This window comes from Gracilibacillus alcaliphilus (genome assembly GCF_016909015.1).
Taxonomy (GTDB): Bacteria; Bacillota; Bacilli; order Bacillales; family Amphibacillaceae; genus Gracilibacillus; species Gracilibacillus alcaliphilus.
In genome coordinates this window covers 1-16,314 of the sequence record NZ_JAFBFA010000002.1, presented here as the reverse complement: position 1 = coordinate 16,314, position 16,314 = coordinate 1, and the positions used below count along the sequence as shown (strand labels likewise).

16 protein-coding genes are annotated in these 16,314 nt (G+C 38.0%); 1 reads left to right on the top strand and 15 read right to left on the bottom strand.

What is annotated here, in order from left to right; translation table 11 throughout:
• Positions 1-19 precede the first annotated feature (19 nt).
• The 11 genes from JOD18_RS01925 to JOD18_RS01875 form a co-directional block, all read right to left on the bottom strand.
• Positions 20-403: a cytochrome-c oxidase gene (locus JOD18_RS01925; protein WP_204667234.1), complete on the bottom strand. Its 384-nt coding sequence runs from the start codon at positions 401-403 to the stop codon at positions 20-22.
• Between the two features lie 292 nt (positions 404-695).
• On the bottom strand, positions 696-1,361 hold the full coding sequence (locus tag JOD18_RS01920) for a response regulator transcription factor (RefSeq protein ID WP_204667232.1): 666 nt from the start codon (positions 1,359-1,361) through the stop codon (positions 696-698).
• Positions 1,362-1,375: 14 nt separating this feature from the next.
• Positions 1,376-2,512 (bottom strand): sensor histidine kinase, encoded by a 1,137-nt coding sequence (locus JOD18_RS01915; RefSeq protein WP_204667231.1) that lies wholly within the window; start codon positions 2,510-2,512, stop codon positions 1,376-1,378.
• 393 nt (positions 2,513-2,905) lie between these two features.
• Complete coding sequence (locus JOD18_RS01910) at positions 2,906-3,385, bottom strand: hypothetical protein (protein WP_338029476.1); 480 nt, start codon at positions 3,383-3,385, stop codon at positions 2,906-2,908.
• A gap of 200 nt (positions 3,386-3,585) precedes the next feature.
• Positions 3,586-4,995, bottom strand: a complete 1,410-nt coding sequence (locus tag JOD18_RS01905) for a SpoVR family protein (RefSeq protein WP_204667229.1) — start codon at positions 4,993-4,995, stop codon at positions 3,586-3,588.
• Between the two features lie 436 nt (positions 4,996-5,431).
• Positions 5,432-5,947, bottom strand: coding sequence for a DoxX family protein (locus tag JOD18_RS01900; protein ID WP_204667227.1), 516 nt, complete (start codon positions 5,945-5,947; stop codon positions 5,432-5,434).
• Between the two features lie 378 nt (positions 5,948-6,325).
• Positions 6,326-7,612, bottom strand: coding sequence for a protoglobin domain-containing protein (locus JOD18_RS24735; RefSeq protein ID WP_204667225.1), 1,287 nt, complete (start codon positions 7,610-7,612; stop codon positions 6,326-6,328).
• Positions 7,613-7,945: 333 nt separating this feature from the next.
• On the bottom strand, positions 7,946-8,326 hold the full coding sequence (locus JOD18_RS01890) for a rhodanese-like domain-containing protein (protein ID WP_204667223.1): 381 nt from the start codon (positions 8,324-8,326) through the stop codon (positions 7,946-7,948).
• A gap of 39 nt (positions 8,327-8,365) precedes the next feature.
• On the bottom strand, positions 8,366-9,739 hold the full coding sequence (locus tag JOD18_RS01885) for a dipeptidase (RefSeq protein ID WP_204667221.1): 1,374 nt from the start codon (positions 9,737-9,739) through the stop codon (positions 8,366-8,368).
• Positions 9,740-10,135: 396 nt separating this feature from the next.
• A complete protein-coding gene (locus JOD18_RS01880; RefSeq protein WP_204667220.1) occupies positions 10,136-10,603 on the bottom strand; it encodes an S-ribosylhomocysteine lyase in 468 nt (155 codons plus the stop codon).
• 288 nt (positions 10,604-10,891) lie between these two features.
• Positions 10,892-11,473, bottom strand: coding sequence for a YhcN/YlaJ family sporulation lipoprotein (locus JOD18_RS01875; protein WP_204667218.1), 582 nt, complete (start codon positions 11,471-11,473; stop codon positions 10,892-10,894).
• 172 nt (positions 11,474-11,645) lie between these two features.
• Here JOD18_RS01875 and JOD18_RS01870 point away from each other — a divergent pair, with 172 nt between their 5' ends.
• Complete coding sequence (locus JOD18_RS01870) at positions 11,646-11,879, top strand: YhdB family protein (RefSeq protein WP_204667216.1); 234 nt, start codon at positions 11,646-11,648, stop codon at positions 11,877-11,879.
• 161 nt (positions 11,880-12,040) lie between these two features.
• On the opposite strand, the gene JOD18_RS01865 is transcribed toward JOD18_RS01870, so the two are convergent.
• From JOD18_RS01865 to JOD18_RS01850, 4 genes are all read right to left on the bottom strand, one after another.
• Positions 12,041-12,826 carry an anti-sigma-I factor RsgI family protein gene (locus JOD18_RS01865; protein WP_204667214.1) on the bottom strand — a complete coding sequence of 262 codons (786 nt, stop codon included), beginning with the start codon at positions 12,824-12,826 and terminating at the stop codon, positions 12,041-12,043.
• A 4-nt stretch (positions 12,827-12,830) separates the two neighbouring features.
• The gene (gene sigI, locus JOD18_RS01860) at positions 12,831-13,553 is read right to left on the bottom strand and encodes an RNA polymerase sigma-I factor (RefSeq protein ID WP_204667212.1); all 723 of its coding nucleotides are present in this window, start codon (positions 13,551-13,553) and stop codon (positions 12,831-12,833) included.
• A 564-nt stretch (positions 13,554-14,117) separates the two neighbouring features.
• Positions 14,118-14,954, bottom strand: coding sequence for a S1C family serine protease (locus JOD18_RS01855; RefSeq protein WP_204667210.1), 837 nt, complete (start codon positions 14,952-14,954; stop codon positions 14,118-14,120).
• A 409-nt stretch (positions 14,955-15,363) separates the two neighbouring features.
• Positions 15,364-16,194, bottom strand: coding sequence for an aldo/keto reductase (locus tag JOD18_RS01850; protein ID WP_204667208.1), 831 nt, complete (start codon positions 16,192-16,194; stop codon positions 15,364-15,366).
• Positions 16,195-16,314: the final 120 nt, after the last annotated feature.

The window sequence follows — 16,314 nt, the reverse complement described above, 5'->3', positions numbered from 1 at the left end:
TCTTATCACTGCAGCTCTTTTACGATGAAGAATAATCAGAAAGACTAATATTTTTCATCACATTAAAAGCAAAAACTAGAATAGCTAAGACAACGGTCATTCCTCCTATTGGAATCAAAATAAGGAATGGTGTGTATCCGCTAATTCCCATGAATAATCCAATCATCATCAAAGGCAGACCAAGATTGTGCAGCCAAAAGTGAATCTTCCCAGACAGACTACTGCCAGCTCGCGGAAACATCAAATACAAAATGCCTGCTAAGGTCAAAGAAGACCAGCCTAACAAATTCATATGTGCATGTACTCCCGTATAGCTGTAATTTTGCGCCATAGACATATAAAGACCAAGTAACACTCCTAATACAAAATAAACAACCGAGATTTTAATTAATTTTACTCCCATGATATGATACCCCTTCCTCTCCCTGCTCTCCTGCCAAAATATTTATAATAAATAAAGCAATCCTCTTGGTTAAAAGTATATAATAAAAAGGGAATGACTAAAGTCACATCTTTCCGTCCTTCCGTCACTTTTCCCTTTATAAATTATTGAATGTATCACAGGGATAATTTTATGTAAAAAGAATCTATCTCTATGTTCCTCTATTGACTTGATCAATTCTAATAAAAATGTGTACGGGAATCCTTCCTTTGAATAAAGGACTCCCGTACACATCGTATTTCTATCCATGCAGCTATATTTTCAATAATTGATGGAGGTAAGAAACCAGTTCTGCCCGGTTTTCTACCCGTAACTTTCCATAAAGTTTGCTGCAATAATTTTTGACTGTCCCTAAGGAGAGATAGACTTCATCTGCTATCCGCTGATTCGAGTATCCCAGCGCAATTAATTTTAACAGTTCTTCCTCTCTGCTATTAATAGAAATCCCCTGTTCAAGCAGTTGTTCTTTCATTGTGACTTCTGGTTTTTGTTGCTGACTTAGCTGTTCTATCAACTTCTTCTGCACTATTTGAGGAAACACCATATGTCCATGGACCACTCTTTCCATCGCCATAAACAGCTCTTCTATCTCGATATCCTTTAATACATACCCGGCTGCACCTAGCTTCATTGCATCTATCATATATTGATCATCTGCAAATGTAGTTAACATAATAACTGGTACACTATATGCCATTTTTCTAAGCTGTTTTAATGTATCCAGGCCACCCATTACTGGCATCTGAATATCTAATAAAATTAACTCAACTGAATTGTTAGTTAAATTCTCTATCAGTTCTACTCCATTTTGTGCCCGGATGACCACGTTACAATTCCCCTCCAAATTGATCATAGTAGCCAGTCCTTCTCTAATAATGGATTGGTCATCCGCAATAGCTATCCGTACCGATTGTTTCATGATGCCCTGCTCCTTTATTTTTCAGCATGCACTCTGCAAGTAATTACAGTTCCTTCCCTAAGCGTCGATTCTATTTGCAGCTTGCCTCCACAATCCTCTATTCTTTCCCTCATGGCATGTAATCCAAATCCTTCTTTTATTGGCGGTTCAAAACCACTCCCATTATCTTTAAGTTGAATCACCACATCTTCCGCAGAGACTGTAATAAGACAAGTAAACCGATTTGCTTTACCATGACGCAATCCGTTGGTCAGTCCTTCCTGCAGCATACGATAGACCGCCATTTGGACTTTTGGAGAGCGGATCGGAATATCCGGAGGCATTTCTTTTGTGATTTGTACTTCTGTATTTTTTTCCGTTTTTAAAAACAGCTGATCGACAGCTAAGCGATAATCGAGAAAAGCATCGTCTGTTGCTTTCATCTTGTGAACAGTTGCTCTCACTTCCTCCAAGCCTTCTTGAGCAGATGATCTAACACTGTCCAACATCGCAACTGCCTTTGCCTGATCATGCTGAAGAATTTTTCTGGCAGTATCAATACCTACGATCGTATTGGTCAACACATGACCAACCGAATCATGAATTTCTCTTGAGATGCGAACACGCTCATTTTCTATCAATAAAGTATCGATTTCTTTACTGGATTCATCTAATTTGTCGTATGCTTTTGCTAGCTCCTGTTTTTGATCAATGGCAATTTTGGTTACATAAAAAGCAGCATAAATGATCACAAATTCCAGACTGCGAGGAATTACAAAACTAATTTCTTGGAACGCCGGAAAATCAAAGACAATCCACCGGCTTACTACATAGAGGATATAGGAGCATATCATATATAAGAAGCTTTCTCGAAAACGGCAAGTTAACGCCATTTCCGAAATCAAAAAATATAGATAGATACTGGAAATAAAAGAAGTATCGAAACAAGTAACCAGAAATCCTATCGCTAGCTGCACCCATAGAAAAAACTTATGTAAGCGGGGCTGATGATCCATGTCAATAAATAGTTCCCTGCCTATGCTACATAAAATAAATAAGATACTGCTTCCTATTAATTGGATAGATAGTTCATTTTCATAAATAAGCAAAAAAACAACTAGCACTTGGATACTAATCAGAATATAGCCAATCCATTTGGGCCAAAGCTGCAAGCTTATCCTCTCCCTATGTGCGTCCTATCACTTTTTTTGTAAGAATCACGCATACATGAAATATCTATGTATGTTTTAATATCATTAACAAAAGAATACCATATTCATAGGTTAGATGTCCGAACTTTTCAATCTTTTTTATTCTGGGTATAAATATAATTTTCTTAAAATGGTTCTTGCTGACTATTCAAATGATTATATTTTTCATCACAAGACCAATTTAAAGCAGGCGAAAATGTTGTCATCACAGCAACATTTTCGCCTGCTTATCCTGAGGCGGCTATCCATAAAACCCTCACTAGCCAGCAGTCTCACTTAATAAGAAACTGCCAATAGTGGAAAAGTGAGGAGAAAGGCGGCGAGAGAATAAAGGGTCACCTTTTCTCCAGTTTCTTACACACAGGTAAAAGAATGAATTCGATTTAGGTCAATCCCGAAATAGATCCAATTGAATCCGGTCCAGCGAAAGCCAGCTACTGATCTCCGCCCCAAAAAGGTAGGATAGAACCAAAAGCCACGGTTAGGACTCAGCCATACATACGTAAAACGAAACAAACAGTGTCTCATTGAGCCAGCATCTATTGCTAGCGTCTGTGCACCTCCCGGACCGCTACTCATCAGCTGTGGTATCTGTTGAGGCGGTGGCCCTAATGGAGGGGCGGCTTGACCAGATGGATTAAATCCTGGTGAGGGGGAAGAACCTTGACCCGGAAGTACAAATGGCGGCGGAGAACCAGGACCTCCCTGGCCAAACGGTGGAAATCCGGGAAACATCGTGATTTGACGCGCATCAAAGTTTGGATCATAATAACTGCCATAATCCATATTTGTATCATAGACATAATTTTCGTTTGGATAAAATGATTCCATCATTGTTACCTCCTATCCCTAACACTATATGCGGTGTTACGGTTTAGGCAATTTGTCCAGTGCATTGTTTCTAAAGAAAATGAAACCTCAGTGAAAATTTCCATCCTTACTGAGGTTTAGCGCAACTTATCAGGTTGTTAGAGGCTGATGTCTTCCTGCTAATTTTTTGACCTCCTTGAATCAAGGTTAGCCCTGAGATATATCTAAAGGCTTTTTTTAGTGACATTGGTATCACTGCATGAAAATAAGCAATCCCGCCCTTCCACGACTGTTTCTAAATGTACTGGCCGCCCCCATAATTGATAGATATATGGTAAAGTTTTTTCCAAATAGCGCAGGTCCAATTCTACTCCTTCATAATGATGTTTTAAGTAGAGTTCTCCATTTCGCATATAATCTCCATCTGTCACTGTAATATAAGGGAAGCCTCCATTAAAGCGATTGGTAATAAACTGATCACGCACCTGCTGCCAATCTTTATCGACTACTTTGTATTGTGTATCCTGCTTTTGAAATAAATATAGATCTTCTTGCTGTACTAATTCCTTCGTTAAATAGTTACGAATAAAAGAAATATCAGATTCGAGTTCGCGAACTTCAAATATTTTTTCCCGTCCTGTTCCTGGTTGAACACCAAATCGTTTCATTTCTTCTGTTGGATGATTATATCTCTCCTCAATATCTTGAAATATCTTTAACCCTAAATAGTAGGGGTTGATTTGGGTAGTTGATGGCTGAACAACACTGGCATTAAGTGAAGCAAATTCAATCGTCTCATCACTTGTTAAATCTAATTCACGCAAAATTTGCTGGTGCCAATAAGTAGCCCATCCCTCATTCATAATCTTTGTTTCCAGCTGCGGCCAAAAATATAACATTTCTTCCCGCATCATAGTTAAAATGTCACACTGCCATTCCTCCAATTCTTGGCTATACTGTTCGATAAATAACAGCAAATCTTTCTCAGGCTGCGCAGGAAACTTTTTCTTCTTTTTCCCTGCCTCCGGTTTGTGATCCTTCGATGTCTGATCTAGTTCCCATAAATCAGCGTAACTGGAACTGGCTGGTTTAGGCTTTTTTTTGGATTCTTCCTGTTTTAACTCCTTTGCTTTGATTAAAGACGGATCAATGTGTTCCTGAATAGCCAGCACGGCATCAAGAAAGGTCTCCACCGCCTGTATCCCATGCTGTTTCTCATAAGCTGCGATTCGATCTGCCGTTGCAGCCATGCTTTCTACCATATCCTTTTTCGTCTGTTGGAAGCGGATATTATTCTTAAAGAAATCACAATGTGCTAATACATGGGCGACAATTAATTTATTCTGGATCAGACTATTAGAATGTAACAAAAAGGCATAACAAGGATCAGAATTAATCACCAGTTCATATATTTTACTCAATCCGAGATCGTATTGAAGCTTCATGCGATGAAATTGTTTGCCAAAGCTCCAATGGGAAAAACGGGTAGGCATCCCATATGCCCCAAACGTATATAATATCTCGGGTGGACAGATTTCATAACGCATCGGGTAAAAATCCAAACCGAATCCTTCAGCAATTTCGGTAATCTCAACGATAGCTGTTTCTAGTTTCTTTCGTTCATCTGATTTCAAAGAAAACACCTCCACTATACTATATGAAGGTCTGATGAAAATAATTAACCATGCCGAAACTCTTTCCAAGTGAATAACTTATGCATGATTTTTAGAAAAACTTGACTTATCGCCAAGTCTTTATAGCGAAAGCCTTAGTTTTACTTATACTATAACCTATAAACTTTTATACTTTCCTATAGTGGAACCAAAAGCGCCCGTTTAAAAACATAGAGACTGGAGCGGCGTAACGGAGATAAAGGAATCACGGTGAGTTTACGAACCGCTAATGACTTATCGCAGGGCACGACGTGAAGGCTCTAAAGTTTGGCGCTTGGAGCTGGACGCAGCCGCTTATCTACAAATAGTTGTCCACATGCAAAAAAATTTTTATTTCCTGGACAACAAGCAAAACAGCACCTCCCTATATAATAGAGAAGTGCTGACTATTTCATGATTATACTTCCACCGTTTCTTTTACCGTTTTATTGGTATCTTGATGAAATATTTTTTGTTTTAAGAATGGTAAGGCGTAACGATCCAAACCGATTCTTGCAGCATTGTAGCCTGCTACTAGTAAGAATACCGTTAACAAGACCATTTGTGCGTTGGTGCTGACGGTACCACTGAATAAGAAAGCGAAGTTCATTACAATGCCCATTAAAGCAGCAAAGTTAGTAAATAAGCCTAGGATTAAGGCAATCCCTACCAGCAATTCTCCCCACATCACCAAGAAAGTAAAGACATCGGCACCAGGCAAAGCCACTTTTTCTAAAAATACACCCCACCAAGCCTGTACAGTTGGGTTCTCACCTCCGGCATTGGCGACTGCTCCTTGCAGATAACCGCTGGCATCGAAACCGCCAGTGATTTTGTGCCATCCTCCTGTTAACCATTGATAACCCAGATAAACACGAATAAACGTTAAAATAATGGCTGCATACTTATTTTCCCTTAAAAATTGTACAAACATGATTCCCATCTCCTTTTTAATTGTTCATTAATTCACATTAAAATGTACTAGCTACTTCATAATGAATCTTGTTCATTATTTAACAATAAACCTTGTTCATTATTTAACAATATATTGTTTAATGAATGATTATTTATTACACTTACATCATAGCATGATCATTATTTTGCATCAATACTAATTGTGAAATTAATCACATAAAATATGTTGTTTGTGACAGAAACGTGAACACAGCACTATGTAATAGGGATATAGCAAATCATTATGGATGGAAATTTCCCATTCTGAGGCTAGACATTTATTTTATATGTTGCATCCTCCCTTTTTTCAAGGCAGACAAAAAGCCTCCTGTCTATCAAGCAGGAAGCTGTTAAAAGGTCATGTCATAGCAACGAGATCATCAATTGCTTGTGAAATATCACCAAAAGATTGATTGACTTCGTCCATTTGATTAAAGAATTTCTCAATTTCCGTTTCAATCGTATTATTATGGCCTTTTGATTCATGCATCTTCTCCACCAGTTCTTCAAAGAATTGATAAGTATGACGCATATTTTGACTGCTGCTTGAAACAGAGTCCTCCATATCATTTACATAATCGGTTACCTTAGAAACTTGATCATTGGTTTCTTTAATTAGTGCCGTAACATTCTTAACGGAACTTTTGGTTTGTTCAGATAATTTGCGTACTTCATCAGCAACTACTGCAAATCCTTTTCCTTCTTCTCCAGCTCTGGCAGCTTCAATCGCAGCATTAAGGGCTAACAAATTGGTTTGTTCTGCAATATCCGTTACTAAACGAATAATCGATTCAATCTGTTGTGAAATAGTTGTCAAGTTCTTACTTTCTTGCTTGATACCATTCATCTTTTCTTCAATAACTTCCATCTGTTGTTCCTGTTTTTGTAAATCATTACGTCTATCAAGTGAAGCTGCCTCCACATTTTCGCTTGTTTCCGAACCTTGTTGGGCATATTGGAGAATCTCATCCAATTGACTGACAAGAGAGGCTGTCGAAGATCGAGATCGTTGGAAGATAACAGACAATTGTTCGGACGTCTCCTTGATCTTCTGGTGTAATTCTTCTTTTTCTGACTCTTGCCTGTTTCTCTCATGATCAATCTCGGCTTGGAAAGCTTCCAACACTAATTGCTGTTCCAAATTAAACATTTTAGTGGTAGCCTTAATGACCTCACTAAATAAAGTTTGTTGTGGGATTTTCTCATGCAGAATAGTAATGATAGAATTTAACATTCCTTGAAAAGCACACATATACCACTTAATTTCCAAACCAATCTTAACATGAATCTGTGCAATACGAATACGTTTTTCTAAAAAGGACGGATCAATCTGTCCGTTGAACATTTCTTGAATATGAATAGTCAATGTCTTTTTCAAACGTTCTACTGAACTGTTATCCTCTATAATTTTAGATAATGATGATTCATTTTCCAGATTTTCATAAAATTGATCTACTATTTCAGCAATATTCGCTTCAATCCATGGATGCACATACTTCAGCATTCTTAGATCTTGTTCTGTTAGAGCCAGCATTTTCAATTGTACTGCAAACGTGCTCTCTTTGGGTACATTTAGTGATACGTCTAATGTTGAAATATTAGGAATTTCTTTTTCTGTTTTTTCTCTTTTAAAAATGTTTCTCACCGCAAAATACCCCCATCTTCCTAGCCGTTATGTATGATTATTTCAGACTAACTAGTATCATGTGGCGAGTTTACCTGCTCAGCAGCCACATATTAAAGACTATTTTACCATATACAAGGAAAAATAGGGCAATCAGACGTTAAAACTTTTCTAAATTTCTATTGAATCCACATGACTTAGTTACTTCACCTTGTCAGTAAAATTCATTTCTTTGAAGAGCTTCAACCCATATTTTTATACACAAAACATCTGTTGCAGTATACTTCTATTCTTTATATATAAAAAGGGCTGTTGCACCATGAGAATTACATGGTGCAACAGCCTTTTTCCTACTCAGGCTAAATTGCCAATTTTCTTTTGACAGTTACAGGAAGTGAGTGTGTATCCAGTAATCTGATATCCTTTGTTTTTCAGCAAGCGAATCGCCAAATTTTTCTCCAGCCGATTGGAAGCAATCACATGCACAGATTTACAAGGAATCTCTTTATAATATCTTCCTAAATATGCTAATGGCAGCATTAATGCCCCCTCTATTCGATCATTGTTTGCTTCTTGATAGTCACGGATATCTAAGATAGCGTGCCGATGCGGCTCCATGCTTTCCTTATCTAAGCACGGCACACCTTTTACCGGGACATAACGGGTATACATTAAACGAAATAATAGAAATAATAAATATGCACTTATCAATAAAGCTACCCAAATAATCCCCATCTTTCTCCTCCCACTGTTAATATGATTTATCACGCCGAATTAAACTGTCGTATGGCGTACTTTCTCCCAATAATGAACTAGTGTCCGCATCCCTTTATAAAAATGGGCAATAGGAAAACTTTCATTTGGTGAGTGTAAACGATCATCTGGCGTACCAAACCCTAATAACACAATAGGCAGGTGATACAAAGCTTCAAACCACTCCACAACCGGTATCGAGCCGCCCATCCTGACAAAAACAGCTTTTTTCTCAAATGTTTCTTCCAGACTCTCCGCAGCATGTGTAATTAATGGATGATCTGGGTCAACCTTATATGCCTTTGCCGATAATGGCTCCCGTTTTATAGACAAGCTTACCCCTGTTGGTACATGTTCTTCCAAATGCTGCACTAGTAAATCCTGAATCGTATCAGGGTCTTGCCCAGGTACTAAACGGCACGTTATCTTTGCTGTAGCCTCAGCTGGGATAATCGTCTTGGTGCCTTCTCCTTGATAACCACTGTAAAGACCATTTATTTCAAGCGTTGGCCGAGCCATCGTATGTTCTTTGGGCGTATAACCTAATTCAGAAATGGTTGTCTCCACCCCTGTTGTTGCTTGAAAATCTTCGCCAGGTGCTTGTTGGATTAACTGACGTTCTTCATCATCAAGCGGTTCTACACCATGGTAAAAACCGTTGATCGTCACTACTTCTTGTTCATTTTTCATACTGGCTAACAAATGGGCCATTGCCATTGCCGGGTTTCTTACCGCACCGCCATATAACCCAGAATGTAAATCACTATCTGGCCCTTTTAAGGTGAACTCTAAACCTGTAAATCCTTTTAGTCCGTATAAAATGGTAGGTTGATCCTTGGCTACCATGCCAGAATCAGAAATCATCACAAAATCAGCTTGAAACTTCTCTCGCTGCTGCTGAAGAATATCATATAAATGGGCACTGCCAATCTCTTCTTCTCCCTCGATACATATCTTCACATTCAACGGTAGTTTTCCTGTTACTTTGAGAAAAGCTTTCAAGACAGCTAAGTGCATAAATACCTGACCTTTATCATCACTTGCTCCACGTGCATATAACCGGCCATCCCTTACTTCCGGGCTGAATGGATCGCTTTTCCAATGTTCGAGCGGATCTGGCGGCTGTACATCATAATGGCCATAAATCAATACTGTCGAGACATCCTCCCCCGCATTCAGCCATTCTGCATATACAAGTGGATGCCCTTCTGTCTCCTGCAGTGTCACTTGGTCAAAGCCAGCCTCTGTTAAGTAATCAGCTACAAACGAAGCTGCTTCTTTAGTTGATTCTTTGTAACTGGAATCTGTGCTGATACTTGGTATATGTAAAAATTGTTTCAATTCATCTAAGAGTGTGTCCTGCTGTTGTTCTAAATAATCAAGAACTGCCTTCATATGGATCACTATCCTTTCTTATCACTTCCATAGTTTAACATGTTTGTGACAAATGATACATTAGAACAGCTTGAGTTTTTGATTTTTTTATAAGAAGCACCCTCCCACAGAAATAAAATGTACTAATTCATTATTAAAGCTTAAAAAACTAATTTGTGATGAATTTCCGTTTAGACTTACAAACTAAATCAGTGTTCCTAACCCTTCACCAAGGCTTAGGATGGGAGTTGCAGACGGTCAGTATTTGATAAAATTCAGCCTCTTATTTGGAAGTATGTTTTCTTATAGTGTAAAGTAAAAAAGAGACTGTTGCACGATGAGAAATAAATTGTGCGACAGTCTTTTCGTTATTAAAATATTCAGCTCAACAATTGTATGTGGGATTGCTTCATCATCTTACTCTGCAAACACAATATGCCATTCGTCTTGCTTAGCCAGCATTTTCTTTGCAATAGCCTGTGCGCCTTCCAAGCTGTGACTAGCAGCCCAGCCGCATTGTACTTCATTACAAGCCGGTACTTCTGTTGCCTCTAGTACATCTTGTAATGTTTTTGCCAAAGCTTCGACTACCTCATCGTAACTGTCATTATTTATAATAGCTAAATAAAAGCCGGTTTGACACCCCATTGGACTTACATCCAATATATTATCGATATGATTGCGGACATTCTCCGCCATTAAATGTTCAAGGGAATGAAGACCTGGCATCTCCATATGATCCTGATTAGGCTGACAGAAACGAATGTCGTATTTATATACCTTGTCCCCATGTTCTCCAGTTGTTACTCCCACTAGACGTACATAAGGCGCCTTGACTTTGGTATGATCTAAATTAAAGCTTTCTACATTCATTTTGTTTACCATCGATACCACTCCTTGTTATTTCTTCACTATGTCGATTTCCTTCATATTGTATCACATGCTTAGGGGATATCCTATCTATTTTCACTAACTTGATCCATTTATGCATAAAAGCCTTCCATTCTATAATGGAAAAGAAGCAGATATGACAGACATTACTTGGGAGATTCACTTATATGTATGCTGCAATAAAATAACTATAGAAAGGCTTTTACACTAATTCCATACAAAAAAGGTTCTGATCCTTGATTCGGTCAGAACCTTTTTAATAACAAGAAATGAAGCTGATGATTATCTTGCTCTGTCATCTGGAAATACACGTTCAATCATGTTACCAATACGTCCAAAGAAACCTTCAACAGGCTGACCATTTTCCATATCATTGATATATTGACCGCTTAATTCAAAGAAATCTGGATTAGTGGAAATGTAGACATTATCAATGTCAGAATCAACAGATTTTACCACGTCAGTGATTTTCTTCTTGGTATCATCGTCTAATTCTGCTGCATTCTTGTCTGTATTACCTTCTTCACCTTTGTCCCATGAAGCAGCAACATAAGCATTGTTGTCTGTTGTTAAGACATAGACATTGTTAATATCCGGTACTTCAGCAGTGATCTTATCCGCAGCTTCGGCAGAAACATCATACTGTCTTTGGTCACGATTATTATCATCGTTCATGCGTTCATCAACAGCGTCACGATTGCGTGTCCTATCATCAACACCTGTATTATCTGTTGTTTGCTGATAGTTGATATTACGTGCTCCGCTTCCTTCTTCTTGAACATTATCCGGATTATTGCCATTACAGCCAGCCAATGCGATCATTGCTGTTGCCGCTAAGCCTAAAGCAACCTTAGGGAATTTCATTTCATTACCTCCTTCACATTATTCTTTCCTAGTATGAGTGAAGAGGCAGCAAGCTATGCTATTAAAAAAATGGAAAACCATCCAGCAGTTTGTTGGACTGCTTTACCCGATATTCGCACAAGCTATCCTTAACCCCAGCTTTAGCAACTAATTACTATAAGGGGGTTTTTCTTTGACATCTATCGATTATGATAAAGCATTGTATTATACCATCTGGGGACAGTGGGATAACCTGCTTGTCTTAATGGTTCGCACCAACGACGATTTACTCTCCAAAAAAATTGAACATTTCTTACATGCTTATCATTACCCAATCTCCGAAATGTATTTAACCTACAAGTATAACCAATTAATCGAATATATCGATTATGCCTTATTCCAAAAACAAACCCTCACCATCTCCTAATGAGAAAGTGAGGGTTATACAGAAAACTATTTCCAGCAACAAATAAAGCAGGTAACCCTTCTCCTTCTAAAAAAGCAATCAGATCTCATCCATTATCTGCTATGTACTTATTCAAGCACATACAAAAACAAGATAGAAAGGCCATTGCCTCGCTAATCAGGTTAATAGCTATTTATTTCCTGAAGTTCGGTACTCTTGAAAGAAGGTGCTTGGTAAAAATTTTTTATAAGTTCTTTTTGTTCTTGATTTAAAAAAAGGTTGGAATCTTCTTGTTCTAAAAAAACCGGTTGGATTTCTGCTGCTTCTTCTGCGGCTAGCAGATCAGCAACTGCCTGATTCATCGATATGCTTTCATTTTCCGCTTTTTTTCTCAGTTTTTCGGATACCTCATAAATGACGACCGGATAACTATAGTCTTGATAATGTTGTTTGATATTCTCCTGCCAGCCACGCCCATTTCGCTCCCCATAGTAACTGAATGCCATTAACAGGGAAGCTGGTGGTGACATATTGTCTTGTGTTTCTAAATATGTGAGCAGATCATCGGTGTAGGTAATCAGAGTCTTTCCTTTTGTTTCTAATTGTTGGACAACATCTTGAGCTACCTTATTCATGGCCATTACATCCAGTACTTTATAATTTTCATCCACTTTAATTGTTAAACTGGGATGAACATCAAGACTGACAACAGCGTAGGCCTCATTTCTGTCCAGCAATAAATAGAGGGGACTAATGCATAACAAGCATATCAAGACCATCGATAGTAATGTCCATCTCCCCCTCTTTAAAAAAACAAAAAAAGCATCCAGAGGGAAGGTTTTTGGCTGGTAAGCCGTCTCCACCCCTATATCCTTCTCCTGTATTGGTTCTGCTTTGTGAAACATCCCCTCATTATCCATGATAATCGTATAATGAGAGCGGTGTTCCACAATGATTCCTTTCTTCACAGATCTACCCCCTTAAGTACTCTCTTAAGTATAGATAGTCTCCAGTTAAAATAATAAAGATCATTAAAATAAACTTTCGGTTTCTTTCTAATGTTTTCTTACTTACAGAAACCAAATTTAATAATTTCTTAATAGGGACTCGTTTCTTATTTAGTACGTATTGCTTTAATTCCTTATCTTCTACTAACTGTTTTGCTGCAAAAATAGCGGATTCCCGTGCATCCCTATGTTTAGGAGAAATCACAGTCAATTCGGAGAAGGAAATACGGTACTCCTTTAATTGCCTAGATAGCTCATGGAGTTCTTGTTTACGATACCATGATTCTTCTTTTAACTGATAGACCTTTTTGGCTTCCACAATTTGAATTGGACTTTCCTCTAATTCATCGTCATCGGCTGCATCTAAGGAAGGATACATATATTGTCTCTGTTCTTTTCTAATATGATCAATTACCTTACGTTTAATAATGACTTGAGCAAAAGAAAGAAATGAGGTTCCTCTTTCACAAGTATATATATCTAAGGCTTCGTTAAATGCCATCATGCCAATACTAAATTCATCATTATTTTTCTGAATATACCTTTTACACACGTCTGATACACATTTTGCGATAAATGGCTGATAAGATTTAATAATCTGATTCCGTAATTCTTCATTCCCTAATTGTATCAATTCAATTTGCTCTTCAAGACTTCTTTCTCTATCGACTAACTGGCTTCCTAACATAATGTACACCACCAGTCCTTTATAAAAATTCGGTTGATATTTACAATTTTTTGTCTGTTTTCATTTATTTTTTTCATCATTTTCACCAATTTTTTTATTTATTTTTTTTGCATGATCGATAGCTTACAGCTGTTCTAAAGAATCCACAAAAAGTGACAAGTGCCGGAATGATACATATTGGCTGGATCGAGCTAACTCGTCCATACTTATTCACTGTTTCCTTATACTTATAAGATAGTCCAAATTTTCCATTCTTGTTTATCATGCAAAAATGATCGTTTTTTCTAGAATAAAAGAAAACTATGTCTCAATCTACCATGTTTTAATTACAAATCATTAAGATTCATTTGCAGATAATGGGCACATTGACTCAACATAAACCTAATTACCTAAACACTCTCTACTATTTATGGTAGTATTGTTTTACATTCACTTAACAATGGAACATATATCCATTCCGCTTCATAAAAAATGGCACAAAAGTAGAAATGCCGACTACATTTCTATAGTCGACAACATAAAACACCTATTTTTTTAACACTCATTTATAAAAAAATCCGATTATTACTCGGGGTTTTGTTCACTTGTTTTATCATATAAAGTCTGAAAATAGTTGATCGGTACGGCTAATCCAATTTTACCATGTTCTGGATGTGACTGTGTTGCAAAGATAACAGCGATCACTTCTCCCTGATCATTAATGACTGGACTGCCGCTATTACCTCGATAAACCGGGGCATCTAGCATGTACACAGGTTGATCCCAATTTTTTAACCATGTCATGCCGATAATGTCACCTTGATTGGCAATACCGTTAAACTGTAAAGGATTCCCTATAAAAATAACATCCTCTGCTTCATGCGGCTGTTCTTCTTGAATTAACGGCAAACTTGGTAAATGACTGCCTTCCACTGTAAGTAAAGCCAGATCAATCTCTGGAAAGCTGGCCACGACTTCCCCTCTATATAAACCTTCTTGTGCGAAGGCAACAGTAATCATTGGCTGATCTTCAATCACATGGTAATTCGTCAAAATATAACCATCTTCTGAAATGGCAAAACCAGTTCCTTTATTGTCTGCCCCTTCAATCACCACTACGGCCTCTCGATAACTGCGGACATCATCATCCTGCATTAAGGTAATCGAAGTTTGAATAAATTGTATGGCTGGTATCGAGAACGTCTGAGGAAAAATGGCAATAACTTGAATAAACATGGCTGCTGCAATCACCCAAAAAATCCATTTTGGAAATCGTTTTTTTGGTTTTTCTTGCTCTGCTCGTTGTTTCTCTTGCAATTTACGCCTTTCTTCCTGAATCAGTTCATACATTTCCTCAGGATCAATTTCTTCATACAAATCCTCATCGATAATATCATCCTGGCGATCGTCTGTCTCTTTCATGAGTCACCTCATTCCAGCTTAGTATACATCATTATTATATCATCTTCTTTCCCATAAATGTTTATTCTCGATCAGTGTGAAAGACAGAGAAGCTTTAAGCTGCTAACTACTTGGAAACAAGCAGAGGAAAGATTAACTGGTTAAGATTATGTTGCAGAACTAGTAGTGGAATAGATGCAGCACAAGCCAGATATACATGGAAATTAAGCCAAAATAAGAAGAGGGCATCCCATTTCTGGATCTGTCCCCCCTCCTCTTGTTCAACAAACGCACTTCATCTCTGTACAAGTCCTTTTCTTCTAAAATCCGAACGGAGCGATCATCATTCAATTTATTATTCGAAAGCTGACTTGACAACTACACTTTTGTCCCATGAAAACTTTGTGCTTGAAAATTATCTGTCTAGCTTTTAAACACCATAATCAAATTCATCAGGATGTTGACCAAGACGCTGATTCGCATCCATCGCTTCGATCTTAGCAATATCTTCCTTGGATAAGGCAAAGTCAAAAATATCGACATTCTCCTGCTGACGCGCTTTGCGTACAGACTTCGGAATCGTAATAATCCCGCTTTGATATTGCCAGCGGATAATAATTTGGGATGGCTTCTTCTGATACTTATTTGCTAATTCCTGTAAAGTTGGATGATCAAAGTATTGTGCCTTCCCTAAAGGAGCCCATGCCTCAATCAGAATATCATGTTTAGCACAAAACTCACGAATATGCTGCTGTTGTAGCTGCGGATGCAACTCTATTTGATTAACAGCTGGTATTACCCTCGCTTCTTTTAACAGTGCTTCTAAATGATGTGGTTCAAAATTACTTACTCCGATTGCCTTTGCTTGATCTTCACGATAAATATCTTCTAGCGCCTGATAAGTTTCGATAAATTTGCCTGGTACTGGCCAATGTACTAAGTATAAGTCCACATAATCCATTTGAAGCCGTTCTAAGCTGCGGGCAAACGCTGCTTTTGTTTCTTGGAACCCTTGTTCATCGTTCCAAACCTTGGTAGTAACAAAAATCTCGTCTCGCGGTATACCGCTATCCTTGATGGCTTGTCCAACTCCTTCTTCATTTGCATAAAGGGAAGCTGTATCAATATGGCGGTAGCCTAATTCTAAGGCTGATCGTACAGCTTGGTAAACTTCTTCTCCTGCCTCTGCTTTATATACACCGAGTCCAATTGCTGGAATCTTAGTGCCATTGTTTAGTGTTAGTGTGCTAGTTAAACCCATGTATGTATGCCTCCTTTTTACCTATATAGACTCTCGGCATTCGCCGATTCAGACGGTTCAAGGTTTTCTTGAACCGTTATTTATTGTTCCCTCCTACTTTTCGTAGGGGGGATTTATTAT